Source organism: Marinobacter sp. bablab_jr003 (assembly GCF_016464245.1).
Taxonomy (GTDB): domain Bacteria; phylum Pseudomonadota; class Gammaproteobacteria; order Pseudomonadales; family Oleiphilaceae; genus Marinobacter; species Marinobacter vinifirmus.
In genome coordinates this window covers 63,253-79,700 of sequence record NZ_JADARC010000119.1, presented here as the reverse complement: position 1 = coordinate 79,700, position 16,448 = coordinate 63,253, and the positions used below count along the sequence as shown (strand labels likewise).

The window sequence follows — 16,448 nt, the reverse complement described above, 5'->3', positions numbered from 1 at the left end:
TAACATGTCGCCCGTAACGTGCAAAGATTTCCGCATTTTTTATACATGAGGCGCTGACCAAGACGGCGCGCCCGGCAAAGGATCACCCATGACCAACAACGACATCGTCCAGAAACTCTGGAACCTCTGCGACGTTCTGCGGGACGACGGCATCAACTACTCGGACTACGTCACCGAACTGGTGCTGCTGCTGTTTATCAAAATGGTGCACGAGAACACCGAAGCCGGCACCCTGAAAAAACACCCGCTGCCGGAAGGCTGCCGCTGGACCGATCTTAACGGCAAATCCGGCATCAACCTGCTGAACGACTACAAGCGCATCCTGCTCAGTCTGTCCACCGGCAAGGATGGCGACGGCACGCTGGTACACGACGACCCGCTGATCAGCGCCATCTACGCCGATGCCCAGACCCGCCTGCGGGAGCCGCGCCATCTGGAACAGATGATCAAAACCCTGGATCAGATCGACTGGTTCAGCGCCCAGAAAGACGGCCTGGGCGACCTGTACGAAGGCCTTCTGGAAAAGAACGCCAACGAAACCAAATCCGGTGCCGGCCAGTACTTCACGCCCCGCGCCCTGATCAACACCATGGTGCGCTGCCTGAAACCGCAACCGGGCGAACGCATCCAGGACCCGGCCGCGGGCACGGCAGGGTTTCTGATTGCCGCCCACGAATACATCAAAGGCCAGACCGACGACCTGTACGACCTGACCACCGAACAGAAAGCCTTTCAGACCACCAAGGCCTACGTGGGCATCGAACTGGTGCCCGGCACCCGCCGCCTGGCCCTGATGAACTGCCTGCTGCACGGCATGGAAGGGGATGCCGAAGGCGTGGTGCACCTGGGCAACGCCCTGGGCCAGACCGGTGCCGGGCTGGAAAAGGCCGATGTGATCCTCGCCAACCCGCCCTTCGGCACCAGCAAAGGCGGCGACGCCAGCATCACCCGGGACGACCTCACCTACAAAACCAGCAACAAACAGCTGGCCTTTTTGCAGCACATCTACCGCAACCTCAAACCCGGTGGCCGCGCCGCCGTGGTGCTGCCGGACAACGTGCTGTTCGAAGCCGGCGTCGGCACCGACGTGCGCCGGGACCTGATGAACAAGTGCAACCTGCACACCATCCTGCGCCTGCCCACCGGCATCTTCTACGCCCAGGGCGTGAAAACCAACGTGCTGTTCTTCACCAAAGGCAGCGCGGTGGACAAGTACCAGGAAGAAAACTGCACCGAGAACGCCTGGGTCTACGACCTGCGCACCAACATGCCCAGCTTCGGCAAACGCACGCCCTTTGGTGACCAGCACCTGAAGCCGTTTGAAGCTGTTTATGGCGATAGCCCCAACGGCGACAGCGAGCGCAAGGAGGGCGAATACAGCTTCCATTCCGAAGACATCGAACTGCCGGAACACAGCGACGAAAACGAAGGCATCGCCCCCCGCCTGGCCCACAGCCGCTGGCGCAGCTTCAGCCGCCAGTGGATTGCCGAACACAAAGGTGACTCGCTGGACATTTCCTGGCTGAAAGATAGTGACAGTGTGGATGCCGCCAATCTGCCAGAGCCGAGTGTGTTGGCGGGTGAGGCGATGGGGGAGCTGGTGCAGGCGCTGGGCGAGTTGGATGCATTGATGCGGGAATTGGGGGCTGAGGAGGAGGCTGATGGGGCTGGGGTTTTGCTAAAAGAAGTACTAGGTGAGGTGGGCTCATGAAAGAACCAGAATCTTCCTCGAGCTCTTGGGTCACCGTTACGCTGGGTGACCTGAGTGAAGTGAAAAGTGGAGTAGGCTTTCCCAAAAAATACCAGGGCCAAAGCTCCGGTGATTATCCTGTTTACAAAGTGGGGGATGTCTCTCGAGCCGTAACCCTAAGCCAAGGACTACTCAACTCAGCCAACCACTATGTGACGACGGAAGAGGCAGGGGCACTGAAGGGGGTAATTTTTCGCACCGGGTCAACTCTGTTCGCAAAGATTGGGGAAGCGGTTAAGTTAAATCGTCGAGCCTTCGTCATGCGTCCTGGCCTCGCAGATAACAATGTCATGGCCGTTGTTCCGCATTTAAACGAATCGGATAGATATCTGTACTATTTTCTCCGCACGGTTGATCTCTCTGATGTCTCACGATCGACAACCGTGCCATCAGTAAGGAAAGGCGACATAGAGGACTTAGAAATCCCACTCCCCCCCCTCGCCGAACAAAAAGTCATCGCCGACAAACTCGACACCCTGCTGGCCCAGGTGGAAAACACCAAAGTCCGCCTCGAACGCATTCCGCAAATCCTCAAACGCTTCCGCCAGTCCGTGCTGGCTGCGGCGGTGAGTGGGCGGTTGACGGAGGAGTGGCGGGAGCACAACAGCTCCCAGTTCCCATACGAAAACCGCAAACTTTCAGAAATCATTCACGAGATGCGCAACGGGCTGTCTCCAAAACCAAATGAAGACGGGCGGGGCCATCCTATTCTGCGAATCAGCTCTGTCAGGCCATTTTCACTGGATCAAATTGATATCCGGCACTTGGAGGTGTCGGAAAAAGATAAGGAACGTTATTCGCTCCAACCTGATGATTTACTGTTCACTCGGTATAACGGCAGTATCGAGTTTGTCGGCGTCTGCGCACGAGTATCGCAACTCAACCACGACACTCTTCTCTATCCAGACAAGCTGATTCGTGTACGGGTGGACAAAGCGCAAGTAATCCCAGAATTTCTCGAAATATTTGCCGCAAGCTTGGAGGCTCGCGAGTATATTTACTCTCTCGTGAAATCAACGTCCGGACAAAAGGGAATCTCTGGCAAAGATTTGAAATTAATGAAGGTGGCGCTTCCAACAGTTTCCGAACAAACCGAAATCGTCCACCAAGTAGACCAACTCTTCGCCCACGCCGACCGCATCGAACAACAGGTCAACAATGCCTTGGCCCGCGTCAACAACCTCACCCAGTCCATCCTGGCCAAGGCGTTCCGGGGCGAACTCACCGAGCAATGGCGCAAGGACAACCCGGAACTGATCAGCGGGGAGAACCGTGCGGCGGCGTTGCTGGAGAGGATCAAGGCGGAGCGGGCGGCTGTGGCAAAACCCAAGCGCCGTAAAGCAAACGCATAAATTACATAGTCACCTACAAGGAACGTAAGTAATGGACAAGCAATTGCAGCAACTACACCAGAGCCTGAATCAACGGCTGCAACGCCCGGACGAGCAATCGGACATCGAATTCTGGTTTGCCCGGGACCTTCAGCAGCCCCTCGGATACGCCCGTTGGGAGAACTTCCTTACCGTCATCAACAAGGCCATGGCGGCCTGCGAAGGCACCGGAATAACTGTCGACGATCATTTTCGTGGCGTCACGAAAATGATCAGCCTCGGCAAAGGTGCAGAGCGCGAAGTCGAAGATTTCATGCTCACCCGCTATGCCTGCTACCTGATTGCCCAGAATGGTGACCCGCGTAAACCGGAAATCGCCTTTGCCCAAAGCTACTTCGCAGTTCAAACCCGCAAGCAGGAAATCATTGAAGACCGGATGAAACTCCAGGCCCGCCTGGAAGCCAGGGATCGCCTGCGAGAATCAGAGAAAGCGCTGTCACAAAGTATCTATGAGCGTGGAGTTGATGACGCAGGTTTTGGCCGCATTCGGTCCAAAGGCGATCAGGCATTGTTCGGCGGTCGCACAACCCAGGCCATGAAAGAGCGCTATGGAATCGTAAAGAGCAGGCCGCTGGCAGATTTCCTGCCCACTCTGACCATCGCTGCAAAAAATCTGGCCACGGAGATGACCAATCATAACGTCCATCAGGAAGACTTGAAGGGCGAGCAGGCAATTACTCGCGAGCACGTTCAAAACAATAGAAGTGTCCGAGGTATGCTCGACCAGCGTGGTATCCAACCAGAACATTTGCCGGCGGAGGAAGACCTCAAGAAGCTCGAGCGAAGGGTCAAATCCGAAGAGAAGAAGCTCAGTAAGCAAACGCCGGGGCTACCCAAGGATGAGCGGGATTCCTGACGCAGATTAAATGAGCAAGAACAGGCAGGTAACACCGGCGCTTTCAGCCGTCTTCATCCGGTGGAAACATCTGGCTCTGAACTGCTGGCGGCTCAATATCCGCCAGCGATCTGACCGTTAAGCCTCTTGAGCTCGCAATCTTGCGAAGTGAATCATCGTGCGACCAGACTTCATCCGCCATCACAGCGAGGGCAATGCCGACAATCTGGCGGTCGTATTTAAGCTTGCTGGCAACCTGCCCGGGTGAGATCTGGGCCAACTCATTCCGGTTTGGAAGCTGCGCGCATTCGATCGCCGCGGCGGTATCGAAATCCACAACTTCAAAGCAGGCACTGCCGTTGAGAACATCCAGATACTCCTGATATTTAGATTCTTCCACGCCAATCAGGAACTCTGACAATACCGGGGATGGTATGAGAATCAGGGCGTTCCTTCTCTCGGCATCAACGACGAACGCCTGCGCGCGTTCATCAACGCGCTCCAGCGCAGCCTTCGTTTCTGGGTGCGTCAGGCCCGTTTTATTCGGAGCAAGAATCTGGATCAGGATGTTGTTGTCGACTAATAATCTCAAATCAGCCTCTCAGGTCCCTGGCTACTCCATGCGGATCTTCCATTTCCGCCCATTTCAAACCACCAATCGACTGAAGCCTGGAAACCACATCACTTACCTTGGCGGTATCCAGCTCCTGAAATGATTCAACTTTGAGCTTCTTGAGCTTCCACGTTCCTTCAGGAGTACGCTCCCAGATACCGGGACCGCTCACTCTCACTTGCTTGAACAACAGAGCTGAGAGCTGCTGAGCCATCTCAGTAGTGGCTTCACAATAAAGCGTTTCACCACTAGCTCCCTCAAGTCGAACCGGGACCGTTTCGTCTTTACCACCAACCAGATACAGGCGGCCCTGGACGGAGCCAGACTTGTTAACCACTAGCGGCTTTTCATCATCGGGCCGCTTTCGGAACGACAATACCTGCGCTTCCGTGTTGTCCAAAATCGCACCCCCTGTGCCATCTTCATCCATGAGTTGTTGAAGTGCTCGGTAGGCAGATAGGTGCTTTTTCGCACCCATGCCATTTGGCACTTCCCGCACGTGGGTGAGAACCTTTGGATAGTGGAGGTCCTCAATATTCACGTTCAGCATGGCGCTGCCTTTACTAACCGCAGAAAAATGCACATGCTCTACCTCCCCAAGCATGTCAGAGAGATGGGCCAGATACTGCCCCAACCGCTTCATAGGAAGCGTCTCCGGGCTGCAGTCATTTAACTTCAGGGTTAGCTTTTTCATAATGGTGATTATAGAAGGCTGGCAGTCCACTTGCTACCGAACGTAATATGGAACGAGTAAGTCGGTATTCGCTGACTTGACGGACAGCTGCCGCTCTGCCAAAAGCCTATGCACAGGGGCTGGAAATGACTAGATTTGCTTGTAACTACGCCATTGTGCGATTCATGCCATACGTCGAAACCGGCGAGTTCGCCAATGTCGGCGTTTTGCTGTGGATACCCAAGCAGAAAACCTTGTTGTTCCAACTTCTACGCAGCAATTACCGGCGAATCACCCAATTCTTCAAAGAACTGGATAAACAGGTCTACCTGAAGGCCATGGCTGATCTGGATACTGAGCTTCATCGAGTCCAGGCGCTGCTTCAGGAAGATGCTGTGGTCACGGCTAATTCAAACCTCCAGTACGGCTTCCACAAAAGCATCTTTGAGGAAGTTATCCGTCCCCGAGAAACCATCGTTCGCTTTAGCGAACAAAGGGCCATTCTAAGCGAAAACCCGGAAGCAACCGTTGCTGCATTGTTTAACTACTATGTTGATCACCTCACTGCTCCACCAAAATCAACTCCCCAAGCTCAAACCCCTCCGCCTCAGCCCGCTTCCTGAACGCCTCCAACACCTCATCGCTCACCTCCGGCGTACGAGACATCAGCCACAGGTAATCCCGGTCATACCCGGTGATATACGCGGTGGTGTATTGGTCGTCCAGCTCGAACACCACATAGGACGCATAGAAAGGTCCAAAGAACGATACTTTCAGGTGGCCCACATCGGGGGCGTCCACAAACACCGCACGGCCTTCGGCTTCTTTCCACTCACCGGCTTCAGCGTTGTAGCCCCGGTTGACCACTTTGATACTGCCGTCATTGTTAAGGCTGTATTCGGCGGTCACCTGGCTCAGGCCCTCTTCGAACGAGTGATCTAACCGGGCGATCTCGTACCAGGTGCCCAGGTAGCGCTGCTGGTCAAAACCGGTCACTGGTTCAATACCCTTGGGCACACCGGTGCAGCCCGTCATCAGAAACAGTAACGCGATTACTGCCAATCCAGTCTTCATGACACACTCCCAAAGAACAGTCGTGAACCAACCATAGCAAAGCCACAGGCAAAGATCGTCGAACAGGTGTTAAGCTCCAAAACACCCTGGCGCTCGTATACCCAGCGCTAACCAACCAAGGAGTCGAATATGATCGGATACGTAACCATCGGTGTCAGCGATATGAACCGGGCCAAGCAGTTCTACAGCGACCTGCTGGGCGAGCTCGGCGGCAAGGTACTGCTGGACATGGAACGCATTGCGTTTATTGGCGAAAGCATGGCCAAGCCTATGCTGGCAGTCTGCACCCCGTTCAACGGCGAGCCCAACCATCCGGGCAACGGCAACATGCTGGCCATTCAGCCGGGTTCCAAGGAAGCTGTGGATAAGTTCTACAAGAAGGCCATCGACCTCGGCGCTACCTGCGACGGTGAGCCGGGCCAGCGTATTCCGAACCAGTTCTACGGCGCTTACGTGCGCGATCCGGACGGCAACAAGCTGGCGTTCTATCACTTCGGCTGATCAGCCGCCGGCAACGGGGCCAGGCACATGCTGTCGGCCCCATTGCCTACCTCATTCCCTACGTTTTTATAGCCTCACACCGACAGATGGCGCCGGAACAGCGCCAGTGCGCTTGAGAAAAACACTCCGCCAATGGCCACCAGCGCCAGCATTTGCGGCCACACTACCTCCAGCCCGGCACCCCGGTACAGAATGGCCTGGGCCATGCTCACGAAGTGGGTAGTGGGGGCGGCCAGCATGATGTTCTGCACCAGGTCCGGCATGCTTTCCCTTGGGGTGATGCCGCCAGACAGCAGCTGCAAAGGCAGGATGGTGAGGATCAGCAGCAGGCCGAACTGGGGCATGGTGCGGGCCACGGTGCCGATCAGGATGCCGATGGCGGTGGTGGAGAACAGGTGAATGAGCGCCCCCAGCAGGAACAGCCACACAGAGCCGGCAATGGGTACGTTCAGCCAGCCCTGAATCACCAGGGTGATCGACACAGACGCCGCCAGCAACACTACCAGGCCGTTGGCCCACACCTTGGACGCCATAATCTCGAACGGCCGCAGCGGCATCACCATCAGGTGCTCCACGGTGCCGTGTTCGCGCTCGCGAATCAGCGCTGCGCCGGTCAGGATGATGCTGATCAGGGTCACCTGGGTGATCAGCTCCATCACACCACCAAACCAGGTGCCATCCAGGTTGGGGTTGAAACTGGCGCGGGTCACCAACGTCACCGGCAGGCCGTCGGTGGAACTGCCCGGCTGCAGGAACTCCGCCACTTCGGTCATGGCGAAGCGTTCTATGTAGCTGGTGCCGATAAAAGCCTGGCTCATGCGGGTGGCGTCTATGTTCAGCTGCAGGCTTACCGGCTGGCCCTGGCGCACCTTGCGCTCGAAGCCTTCCGGGATTACCAGGGCGAAGGTGTGGCTGCCCTTGTCCAGCAAGTCGTCTATCTGGTCATAGCGCACCATGTCTGGCGGCAGAAACCAGGGCTGCTGCAGGGCATTGATGACCCGGCCGGAGAGCACGGTCTGGTCTTCATCCACCACCGCCACCGGGGCGTTGTGCAGCTCCATGGAACCGGCAGAACCTGCGGTGTAGATCATCAGGGTGAAGGCCACCAGCACGAACACCATCAACACCTTGTCCTGCCAAAGGCTGCGCAGTTCCTTGATGCCCAGATGCCAGATGTTACCGAGAGATTCCATCATCAGCGCCCCTGTTTCCGCAGCAGTACCATGGCCAGGCCGGTCAGCACCGGAATAAACGCCGCCAGCGCCAGAAACGCGCCCTGCATGTCGGCCAGGGTCAAACCCTTGGTGAACACGCCCCGGCTGATCTGCAAAAACCAGGTGGCCGGCCAGAAGGGGCCGATCCAGGCGCCAGCACCGCTCAGGGACGATACCGGCTCGGTCAGGCCGGAAAACTGCACGGTGGGCAGAATACTGAGTATGGCGGTGGCCGCCAGGGCGGCAATCTGTGTGGAGGCAAAGGTGGACATCACCTGGCCCAGGGCGGTGGTGGCGGTAACAAACAGCAAGGCGCCAAGCGTGAGGGTGAGCAGGCCGCCCTTGAGGGGCACATCAAACACATAGACTGCCAGCAACACCAGGCTGGCGTAGCTCACCATGCTGAAGGCAATGTAGGGCAGCTGCTTGCCCAGCAGAAATTCCAGCCGGGTGACCGGGGTGACGTACAGGTTGGTGATGGAGCCCAGTTCTTTCTCCCGGACAATGCCCAAGGCCATCAGTATGGCCGGGATGAAGATGAGCAGGATCGGAATCACCGCCGGCACCATGGCATCCAGGCTGCGGAAATCCTGGTTGTAGCGGTAGCGGTCTTCCAGGCTGACCAGGCTCAACGTGGGTACTTCGCCCCACGCCTGCCGGGCCTGTTCGCTCAGGTAGCTGATGTGCATGCCCTGTACGTAGCCGAGGATGGTTTCGCCCCGGAACGGCATGGCGCCATCCACCCACACCGCCAGCTCGGTGTCCCGGCCCCGTTTCATATCCCGGCCAAAGCCGGAAGGAATCTCGATAGCCAGGCTCAGCTCCCCGGAGCGCATGCGCCGCTCCAGCTCCTCCGCCGTCGACAGCGCCGGTTGCTCGACAAAATAGCGGGAGCCGGAGATCGCCGCGATGTAATCCCGGCTCTGGGGCGTCTGGTCCCGGTCCAGCACCGCAAAGGGCAGGTCTTCTACATCCATGGTGATGCCGTAGCCCAGAATCAGCATCAGCAGGGCCGAGCCGATTAAGGCAAAGGCCATGCGGATCGGGTCCCGCAGCAGTTCCCGGGCTTCGCGCCGGCCGTAGGCCAGCAGCCGTTGCGGGCTGAAGGCCCTGGGGCGTTCCGGCTGGCCGCCCTCTTTATTCAGCAGTTTGCCGCTGGTCTGGCTTTCCGGTTCCTTGTCCACCGCTTCCAGGGTGGTCATGAAGGCGCCTTCCAGGCTGTCGCTGCCGGTTTGTTCGATCAGTGCTTGGGGCGTGTCACAGGCCAGTACTTCACCGGCGTGCATCAACGAAATGCGGTCGCAGCGCTCGCCTTCGTTCATGAAGTGGGTGGAGATAAAGATGGTCACCCCGTCTTCCCGGGACAGCCGCATCAGCAGCTGCCAGAACCGGTTACGGGCGCCGGGGTCTACACCGGAGGTGGGTTCATCCAGAATCAGCAGTTCCGGCTCGTGCACCACCGCCACCGCTAAAGACAAACGCTGGCGCACCCCCAGCGGCAGTGCGCCGGCCTGGTGGTCCAGCACCTCTTCCAGGCCGAATTCCCCGGCCAGGCTGCTGATGCGCCCGGCAATTTTTGCCTCCGGCAGGTGGAACAGCCGGGCGTGCAGGTCCAGGTTCTGGCGCACGGTCAGCTCGCCGTACAGGGAGAACGACTGGGACATATAACCCACCTTACGGCGGGTGGCCAGGTCTTTGGCATCCAGCGGCTCGCCGAATAACGCCACATTGCCCTCCGTAGGCGTCAGCAGGCCGGTGAGCATTTTCATGGTGGTGGTTTTGCCGCAGCCGTTGGAGCCCAGAAAACCGAAGATCTCGCCTTTCGGGATGGTAAAGCTGACGTCTTTGACCGCGGTAAAGCTGCCGAATTTCAGGGTCAGGTTCTCCGCCACGATGGCCGGAGTGCTGTTTTCGGGAGTGGGCGAAGCTGCCGCTTGTGCCGATACCGGCACGCCCAGCTCCTGCTCCCGGCGGCTGTCCGGCAGCAGGGCGATAAAGGCATCGTCCAGGTTATCGGTGCCGGTTTGCTGGCGCAGCTCGGCGGGGGAGCCGGTGGCCAGCACCTTGCCGGCGTCCATGGCCACCAGCCAGTCGTAGCGTTCGGCTTCTTCCATGTAGGCGGTGGCGACCAGCACACTCATGCCACTACTTTGCCCACGGATGGTGTCGATCAGGTCCCAGAAGCGTTTGCGGGAAAGCGGGTCTACGCCGGTGGTGGGCTCGTCCAGAACCAGCAGGTCCGGGTTGTGGATAAGTGCGCAGCACAGGCCCAGTTTCTGCTTCATGCCGCCAGAGAGCTTGCCCGCGGGGCGGTCCCGGAAGGCCAGCAGGCCGGTGGCATCCAGCAGGCGGTCGATCTGCAGCCGGCGCGAGGCGCCAGTGAGGCCGAACAGATCGGCAAAGAAGGCAATGTTCTCGTCCACCGTCAGGGTGTGGTACAGGTTGCCACCCAGGCCCTGGGGCATATAGGCAATGCGCGGGGCCGCCTGGTTGCGAAACCGGTGGCTGGCCATGTCGCCGCCCAGCACCTGCAGGCGACCCTGCTGTAATTCACGAGCCCCGGCAATCAGCCCCAGCAGGGTGGATTTACCCACCCCGTCCGGGCCGATCAGGCCAACCATGCAGCCAGCGGGGAAATCCAGCGTAATGTCGCACAGCGCAGCGGTTTCCCCGTAGCGGTGGCTGATTCCTTCCAGCCGGGCTACGGTGTCAGTCATTGGGCAGGCTCGCCTTCAGGCTATCGGGCCAGGGCAGGCTTTCATCCAGCCGCACATAGGCTTCGCCCGGCACACCGGTTTTTACCCGGTCCCGGTAAGCTTTGAGCAGGTCCGGATTGATGCGGATGCGTACCCGGAACATCAGCTTCTCCCGCTCGCTGCGGGTTTCCACCGATTTGGGGGTGAACTGGGCTTCTGCCGCCACAAAGCTGACCTCCGCCGGCACCACGTAATCCGGCAGGGCATCCAGGATGATGCGTGCTTCCGAGCCTACCCGCACTTTGCCGGCCTGGGCCGTGGGCAGGAAGATGGTCATGTAGACGTCGGTCACATCCAGCACTGTGGCCACCTTGCCGCCGCCAGCCAGTACCTCACCGGGTTCCGCCAGCCGGTATAGCACACGGCCACCCACCGGAGTGGAAAGCTGGCTGTCGTCGATGTTGGTCTGGATTTGCCGGATGGCAGCCCGGGCCGATTCAATGCCGGCATCGGCCGAAGCCACCTGTACCCGGGCCGCCTGCAGGGCAGCCCCGGCGGTTTCTGCCGCCGTGCGGGTGCGGTCCAGCTGCTCCCGGGAGGCATGGCCCCGGTCGACCAGGGTTTCAATACGGGCGAGTTCGGCACGGGCATAGCGCTGCTCGCTTTCCCGCTGCACGACGACGGCTTCAGCCAGCAGCCGGGCCTGTTCGGCCTGGTGCAGGTTGGCTTCGGCAGCCGCCGCACGGGCCTTGAGCTCGTCGGTGTCCATCACCGCCAGCAGCTGGCCGGCTTCTACCATATCACCTTCACGCACCTCGAAGGATTCAAGGCGCCCGGGTATGCGGGTGGCGATATCCACTTCGGTGGCTTCAATACGGCCGTTGCCGGAAGCAATGTGCTCGGGGAGTTCGTCGCCGTTCGGCATCAGGTACCAGACAGCAGCCGCTATCACAGCCACAATCAGCAGTGCCAGCAGGAGTTTGGAGGCAGTTTTGGCACTTTTACCGGCCATATGTCGTCCTTGATCAGATGAGTAATACGGAAGGGAAGTATAGAGAAAAAGTGTGACGATAAGGCTGACAGGAGTCAAGATAGCTTCCAATCTATCTGGACTGTCAGCCTTACAGTAAATCAGTAAGCGCCGCGAATCAGCTCGATACCCGGCTTCAGTACTTCACGCCAGGCTTGCTGTAACTCGGGGATCCACTCCGGGTCGTGGGCCCGCACGGTTTTCAGCAGGGATTGCTCCCACAGGTCGTACCATTCCGGTTTGATGTTGTAGTTGCTGCGGTTATGGCTTTCGCCCAGGTCCCGCAGCTTGCGATCGGACATACCCCGGGCAACCAGGATAATCTGCATTACGCCGTTGCGGAGCAGGTGGCGCTGGGAGGCCATGTCGGTGTCGACAAAGCGGTTGCGAATGGCGTCAGAACTGGACATGAAGAAGTCGTAGAAATCCACGAAGAATTCATCTTTGCGGCAACATCGGCCATAACTCTGAAAAACCAGGTCCGTATTGTTCATTTGCAATGGGTGTCCTTGAAACAGGCGGAATGATGTGATGATGGCGCGCATTCTAAGCTTGCGACCGAAAATAGCCATAGCGGCATCCCGCTACCACCCATGGCTGCGACAAAATGCCGCCACATCAGAGGGCCCAGGGCAGGCAATCAGTGGCTGTCGGAAAACCACCAGCGGGGCAGCAAACGATTAACGCCGGGTTGCAGGAAACGGTCGTCAATCAACCAGATCACGCCCCGGTCGTCCGGGGTGCGGATCACCCGGCCGGCGGCCTGGGCCACCTTCTGCAGACCAGGGATCAGGTAGGTGTAGTTGTAGCCTTCGCCAAAGCGCTGTTGCAGGCGGTCTTTAAGGATTTCGTGCCAGGCATCGAAGGGCGGCAGGCCCAGGGTAGCCACGAAGGCGCCGATCAACTGGTCGCCGGGCAGGTCGATGCCTTCACTGAACACGCCGCCGAGTACCGCGAAGGCAACTGAGCCTTCAGGTTTCTGGAATTCTGCCAGGAACTGCCGGCGCTGCTCCGGGCTCATGCCCGGTTGCTGGGCGCGTTGGGGAATATCCGGTGCGTGTTGCGCCAGGGTGTCACTCACTTCCTTCGCATATTTAAAGCTGCTGAAAAACGCCAGGTAATGGCCCGGCCGTTCCCGGTATTGCCGGGCGATCAGTTCGGCGATGGGTTGCAGCGAACTCTCACGGTGCACCTGCCGGGTGCTGATGCCGGGGGTGAACTGCACCTGCAATTGTTCGGCGCTGAACGGGCTGGGCAGGGAGGTGAAGCGGGCGTCTTCAGGCAGGCCCAGCAGGTCCCGGTAATAGACGCCGGGGCTGAGGGTGGCGGAGAACAGCAGTACCGAGTGGGCAGCCTTGAAGCGCTCCGTGAGGAAATCCGCCGGGACCAGGTTCTGGATGGTCAGGCTGGCGCGGCCCCGGCCGGTGCGCTGGAACTCACACAGGGAGTGGTCACCGAAGCTGTCCGCCAGCTTCATAAAGGCCACGCTTTCGAACATCACTTCCTGCAGGGCCAGGTCCGGCGGGTTGTCGGCCAGGTAATCGGTGATCACAGAAACCATGGCCTGCAACGCGCCCAGTAATTGCGGTGGCAGAGTCGCCAGGAACACCGGCTGGGGCTGTTCGCCGTGATCCCGGATCAGCGCTTGCCAGGCCCGGGCGGTTCGGTCGAGCGCCGCTTTTACCGGTTTGGGGGCAATCTTCTTCAGCTTTAACAGCCGCTGCTGCTCCAGCTGCACCGAATACATGCCCCGGGCACGGTCCACCAGGTTGTGGGCTTCGTCCACCAGCACGCTGGCCTGCCAGTTGTTCTGGCGGATCAGGCCGTGCAGCAGGGCGGACTGGTCGAACATTCGATTCACATCACCGATCACCAGGTCGCTCCAGCGGGCCATTTCCTGGGCGAGAAAATACGGACAAATGTCATGCCCTGCGGCGATTTTCGCCAAATTCTGCTGATTTAACGGCTCTTTGCTCTGCACCGCCTCGGCCCGGGCATCGGGCAGGCGGTCGAAGAAGCCTTTTGCCAAGGGGCAGGACTCGCCGTGGCAGGCTTTGTCCGGGTGTTCACAGGCGTCGTCTTTCGAAACCAGTTCCAGGGTACGCAGTGGCCAGGGCTGCAGTTCATCCTGCGCGTGCCGCAGCTTATCCACAGCATCCAACGCCAACTGCCGGGCGGTGTTGCGGCAGGTGAGGTAGAACAGCCGGTCCTGCTTTGCGGCAGGCATGGCCATCAGGGCCGGGAACAGGGTACCCAGGGTTTTACCCAGGCCAGTGGGGGCTTCCAGCAGCAGGGTGCCGGCTTTGACGGAGTTCTTGTACACCGTTTCCGCCAGTTGCCGCTGCCGGGGGCGAAAGTCCGGGAACGGAAAGGTCAGGGCGGCCAGCAGGGCGTCGCGCTGCTCTCGATGGTGTTCTTCCTGCTCGGCCCAGGCTTGGTAGCGGCCACACAGAGTTTCGAGTTCCTGCCAGAGCTCGTCGGCTTTGGCGGTTTCGGTAAGTACCGTTTCCTTGTCCCGGCCGGTGTCGTAATACACCAGGGCCAGCTCCACATTTTTGCGGTTTTCCTGCCGGCACAGGAGGGCACCATAGGCCCGCAACTGGGCCCGGTGGAGGGCACGCTGGTGGAGGCGAATACGGGACACATCGCCCCGGTGGGTTTTGATTTCTTCCAGCCGGTTCTTGTGCGGGTTATAGCCGTCAGCCCGGCCGGAAAGCTCCAGCTTCATGCAGTTTCCGGTAAGTGAATACTCGCTTTTATAGCCGTAGCCCCGCTTGGCCTGTATGGCCTGATGGCCGGCAATGCCCTCTTCGCTGGTGGGCGCCGGGGTATAACGGAAGTCCAGATCGCCGTGGCGGGCAGCGAATTCACAGAGGGTACGGACGGCGACTTTCACTCGCTCGCCTCATCGTCCTGCCAGCGCACATAGCAAACGCTGGCCGGGATGCCTTGCCGGGCGAAGAACTGCAGCCAGCGAATCTGATGGTCCTGCAACCGGTCGCCGGGGCCTTTTACTTCGATCATTTCATAACGCTGTTCAGGTTGCTCGGCATCCGGCACCAGCCGGATCAGGTCCGGGAAGCCGCTGCGATGTTCCTTGATGTTGTGAAGCAGCCGGCGGAACAGGGCATCCAGGTGGTGGGCGGGAATGCAGTGCAGCGCCAGTTCCAGCAGGGCTTCATCCAGTACCGGCCAGAATACGAAGGGATTGGCGATGCCCTGTTTGGCCTGAAAGGTGTCGCGAATGTGCTGTTTATAGGCATGGGTTTTCAGCAGGCCAAAGCGCTCCTCAAAGGCCTGCGCGCGTCGGGCGACAAAGTCTTCCCGGGTCAGGTCCGCCGGGCCGATATGGAACGGATGGAAGAAGGCGCCGGGGATGGGTTTGAAGATCACCCCCCAGCACAGCAGGCCGAACAGGGCATTGATCAGGGTGTTTTCCACATAGAACACCGGGGCTTGCTCGGTGCTCAGGTGCCGCAACGCCGCCAGTTCCACGGTGCCGGTATCCGGTTTGGGCAATAGGAGGGTGAATTCCCGCAGGGGAGGGTTATCCACAGGCTCGGGTTTGTCGGCCCCCACCTTGGGCGCCAGCCGTTTCAGCAGGCGACCCAGGCCCTGGGCTTCGGCGTCGCTCAGGTCACTGGTTCGCCACTGACAGGCAATGCCCCAGGCCTCCTGAAAACGCTTCATCCGTTCCAGTAAGCGAAGCTGTTTCAGCCGCGCTTCCCGGTGTCCGCTGTTTTCCCAGACCTCAAGCGCCAGTTCCCGTTCGCCCTGTCGCTCCGCCTGCCGGCCCAGTTCCAGCAACAGCCGGTCCCGGCGGCTGGTGAGCCAGGGGTTATCCACAGGCCCCGGAACATCGGGCCAGACGTCCACCGCCGGTTCGCCGTTGTCGAGCCGTTCCCGGCACTGGTGCATCTGCAGGTAACAATCCACTTCTGCCCGGCGCTGAAAGGCGCAGGATTCCGGGGTGAAGGGCACCGGCTCGAACTGCTGCACGCCCAGTTCCACCAGCACGAAATCGGTCCAGCTCTGGCGCAGGTTGCCGAAGAACATCAGGCGGATGCGGTCGAACAGGGCCATGTCCTGGAGCTGGACGACTTGCGCAGCTTCACCGTCATCAGGCAGCCAATCCCGCAAGGGCCGGGGTTCGCTGAACGGTTCCGCCAGCAGCTCGCGCATCTGCGCCTTGCCCAGGGTTTTCGGGTAGCCTTGCTGTTGCAGCCAACCGCCAAATATCGGCTTTAATTCCGCCAGGGTAAACAACCGGAACAGGTCATCCAGGCTCAGCTCCGGAGCGCTATTCAACCAGCCCTTCTGCACCAATAACTTGAGAGCTTCGGCCTCCGGCACCGGCAGTTCCGGGTAGCGCAGCTTGTCGGCCCGGAACAGCTCACCGGTGCGCATCACCATGCGCGTAAGCAAGGCCCGGGGCCCGATTTCCAGGCCGGTAAAGGCCGCCAGCCGGATTCGCTCTGCTTCTGTTAACAGGTCACCGTGGTGGTCTGCCACCCAGGCCACCAGCATGTCCATGTTTTCCAGATAATAGAGCGGATTTTCAAGATCAGCCGTCGCCAGGTACGACCGGGTTTGTCGCATGAATTCGGTACTCTCGCTCACCAATCATTCCCGGGTTTGCGGTAACCTGTACCGCATCCATCATCGAACCAA

General features: G+C 59.4%; 14 protein-coding genes. 5 read left to right on the top strand and 9 right to left on the bottom strand.

What is annotated here, in order from left to right:
• Positions 1 to 88 precede the first annotated feature (88 nt).
• From H3Z84_RS12610 to dinD, 3 genes are read left to right on the top strand one after another with little or no spacing between them, the layout of a single operon-like run.
• On the top strand, positions 89 to 1,711 hold the full coding sequence (locus H3Z84_RS12610; protein WP_199457694.1) for an N-6 DNA methylase: 1,623 nt from the start codon (positions 89 to 91) through the stop codon (positions 1,709 to 1,711).
• Positions 1,708 to 3,102: a restriction endonuclease subunit S gene (locus tag H3Z84_RS12605; protein WP_199457693.1), complete on the top strand. Its 1,395-nt coding sequence runs from the start codon at positions 1,708 to 1,710 to the stop codon at positions 3,100 to 3,102. Before H3Z84_RS12610 ends, H3Z84_RS12605 begins: the two co-directional genes overlap by 4 nt.
• 31 nt (positions 3,103 to 3,133) lie before the next feature.
• Complete coding sequence (dinD, locus tag H3Z84_RS12600) at positions 3,134 to 3,997, top strand: DNA damage-inducible protein D (RefSeq protein WP_199457692.1); 864 nt, start codon at positions 3,134 to 3,136, stop codon at positions 3,995 to 3,997.
• Positions 3,998 to 4,040: 43 nt separating this feature from the next.
• On the opposite strand, the gene H3Z84_RS12595 is transcribed toward dinD, so the two are convergent.
• Positions 4,041 to 4,568, bottom strand: coding sequence for a type II toxin-antitoxin system VapC family toxin (locus H3Z84_RS12595; protein WP_199457691.1), 528 nt, complete (start codon positions 4,566 to 4,568; stop codon positions 4,041 to 4,043).
• A 1-nt stretch (position 4,569) separates the two neighbouring features.
• Complete coding sequence (locus H3Z84_RS12590; protein WP_228285844.1) at positions 4,570 to 5,232, bottom strand: hypothetical protein; 663 nt, start codon at positions 5,230 to 5,232, stop codon at positions 4,570 to 4,572.
• 176 nt (positions 5,233 to 5,408) lie between these two features.
• Here H3Z84_RS12590 and H3Z84_RS12585 point away from each other — a divergent pair, with 176 nt between their 5' ends.
• A complete protein-coding gene (locus H3Z84_RS12585; RefSeq protein ID WP_206768984.1) occupies positions 5,409 to 5,885 on the top strand; it encodes a DUF3037 domain-containing protein in 477 nt (158 codons plus the stop codon).
• On the opposite strand, the gene H3Z84_RS12580 is transcribed toward H3Z84_RS12585, so the two are convergent.
• Positions 5,824 to 6,336 (bottom strand): lipocalin family protein, encoded by a 513-nt coding sequence (locus H3Z84_RS12580; RefSeq protein WP_199457689.1) that lies wholly within the window; start codon positions 6,334 to 6,336, stop codon positions 5,824 to 5,826. The genes H3Z84_RS12585 and H3Z84_RS12580 overlap by 62 nt on opposite strands.
• Positions 6,337 to 6,465: 129 nt before the next feature.
• On the opposite strand from H3Z84_RS12580, the gene H3Z84_RS12575 reads away from it, so the two are divergent.
• Entirely contained in the window at positions 6,466 to 6,837 is a 372-nt protein-coding gene (locus tag H3Z84_RS12575; RefSeq protein ID WP_199457688.1) for a VOC family protein, read from the top strand.
• A gap of 74 nt (positions 6,838 to 6,911) precedes the next feature.
• On the opposite strand, the gene H3Z84_RS12570 is transcribed toward H3Z84_RS12575, so the two are convergent.
• From H3Z84_RS12570 to H3Z84_RS12545, 6 genes are all read right to left on the bottom strand, one after another.
• Positions 6,912 to 8,030 carry an ABC transporter permease gene (locus tag H3Z84_RS12570; protein WP_199457901.1) on the bottom strand — a complete coding sequence of 373 codons (1,119 nt, stop codon included), beginning with the start codon at positions 8,028 to 8,030 and terminating at the stop codon, positions 6,912 to 6,914.
• 2 nt (positions 8,031 to 8,032) lie between these two features.
• Positions 8,033 to 10,768 (bottom strand): ribosome-associated ATPase/putative transporter RbbA, encoded by a 2,736-nt coding sequence (gene rbbA / locus H3Z84_RS12565; protein ID WP_199457687.1) that lies wholly within the window; start codon positions 10,766 to 10,768, stop codon positions 8,033 to 8,035.
• Positions 10,761 to 11,759, bottom strand: coding sequence for an HlyD family secretion protein (locus H3Z84_RS12560; RefSeq protein ID WP_199457686.1), 999 nt, complete (start codon positions 11,757 to 11,759; stop codon positions 10,761 to 10,763). The genes rbbA and H3Z84_RS12560 overlap by 8 nt, the downstream gene beginning before the upstream one ends.
• A 119-nt stretch (positions 11,760 to 11,878) precedes the next feature.
• Positions 11,879 to 12,271 (bottom strand): globin domain-containing protein, encoded by a 393-nt coding sequence (locus tag H3Z84_RS12555; RefSeq protein WP_199457685.1) that lies wholly within the window; start codon positions 12,269 to 12,271, stop codon positions 11,879 to 11,881.
• Between the two features lie 146 nt (positions 12,272 to 12,417).
• Entirely contained in the window at positions 12,418 to 14,673 is a 2,256-nt protein-coding gene (locus H3Z84_RS12550; protein ID WP_199457684.1) for a helicase C-terminal domain-containing protein, read from the bottom strand.
• Positions 14,670 to 16,376 carry a VRR-NUC domain-containing protein gene (locus H3Z84_RS12545; RefSeq protein ID WP_199457900.1) on the bottom strand — a complete coding sequence of 569 codons (1,707 nt, stop codon included), beginning with the start codon at positions 16,374 to 16,376 and terminating at the stop codon, positions 14,670 to 14,672. Before H3Z84_RS12545 ends, H3Z84_RS12550 begins: the two co-directional genes overlap by 4 nt.
• Between the last annotated feature and the right edge of the window lie 72 nt (positions 16,377 to 16,448).

Bases quoted from the DNA above. Each gene is read 5' to 3' on its own strand.
- H3Z84_RS12610 (WP_199457694.1), top strand. From the start codon at position 89: ATGACCAACAACGACATCGTCCAGAAACTCTGGAACCTCTGCGACGTT.
- H3Z84_RS12605 (WP_199457693.1), top strand. From the start codon at position 1,708: ATGAAAGAACCAGAATCTTCCTCGAGCTCTTGGGTCACCGTTACGCTG.
- dinD (WP_199457692.1), top strand. From the start codon at position 3,134: ATGGACAAGCAATTGCAGCAACTACACCAGAGCCTGAATCAACGGCTG.
- H3Z84_RS12590 (WP_228285844.1), bottom strand. From the start codon at position 5,232: ATGAAGCGGTTGGGGCAGTATCTGGCCCATCTCTCTGACATGCTTGGG.
- H3Z84_RS12585 (WP_206768984.1), top strand. From the start codon at position 5,409: ATGACTAGATTTGCTTGTAACTACGCCATTGTGCGATTCATGCCATAC.
- H3Z84_RS12580 (WP_199457689.1), bottom strand. From the start codon at position 6,336: ATGAAGACTGGATTGGCAGTAATCGCGTTACTGTTTCTGATGACGGGC.
- H3Z84_RS12575 (WP_199457688.1), top strand. From the start codon at position 6,466: ATGATCGGATACGTAACCATCGGTGTCAGCGATATGAACCGGGCCAAG.
- H3Z84_RS12570 (WP_199457901.1), bottom strand. From the start codon at position 8,030: ATGGAATCTCTCGGTAACATCTGGCATCTGGGCATCAAGGAACTGCGC.
- rbbA (WP_199457687.1), bottom strand. From the start codon at position 10,768: ATGACTGACACCGTAGCCCGGCTGGAAGGAATCAGCCACCGCTACGGG.
- H3Z84_RS12560 (WP_199457686.1), bottom strand. From the start codon at position 11,759: ATGGCCGGTAAAAGTGCCAAAACTGCCTCCAAACTCCTGCTGGCACTG.
- H3Z84_RS12555 (WP_199457685.1), bottom strand. From the start codon at position 12,271: ATGAACAATACGGACCTGGTTTTTCAGAGTTATGGCCGATGTTGCCGC.
- H3Z84_RS12545 (WP_199457900.1), bottom strand. From the start codon at position 16,376: ATGCGACAAACCCGGTCGTACCTGGCGACGGCTGATCTTGAAAATCCG.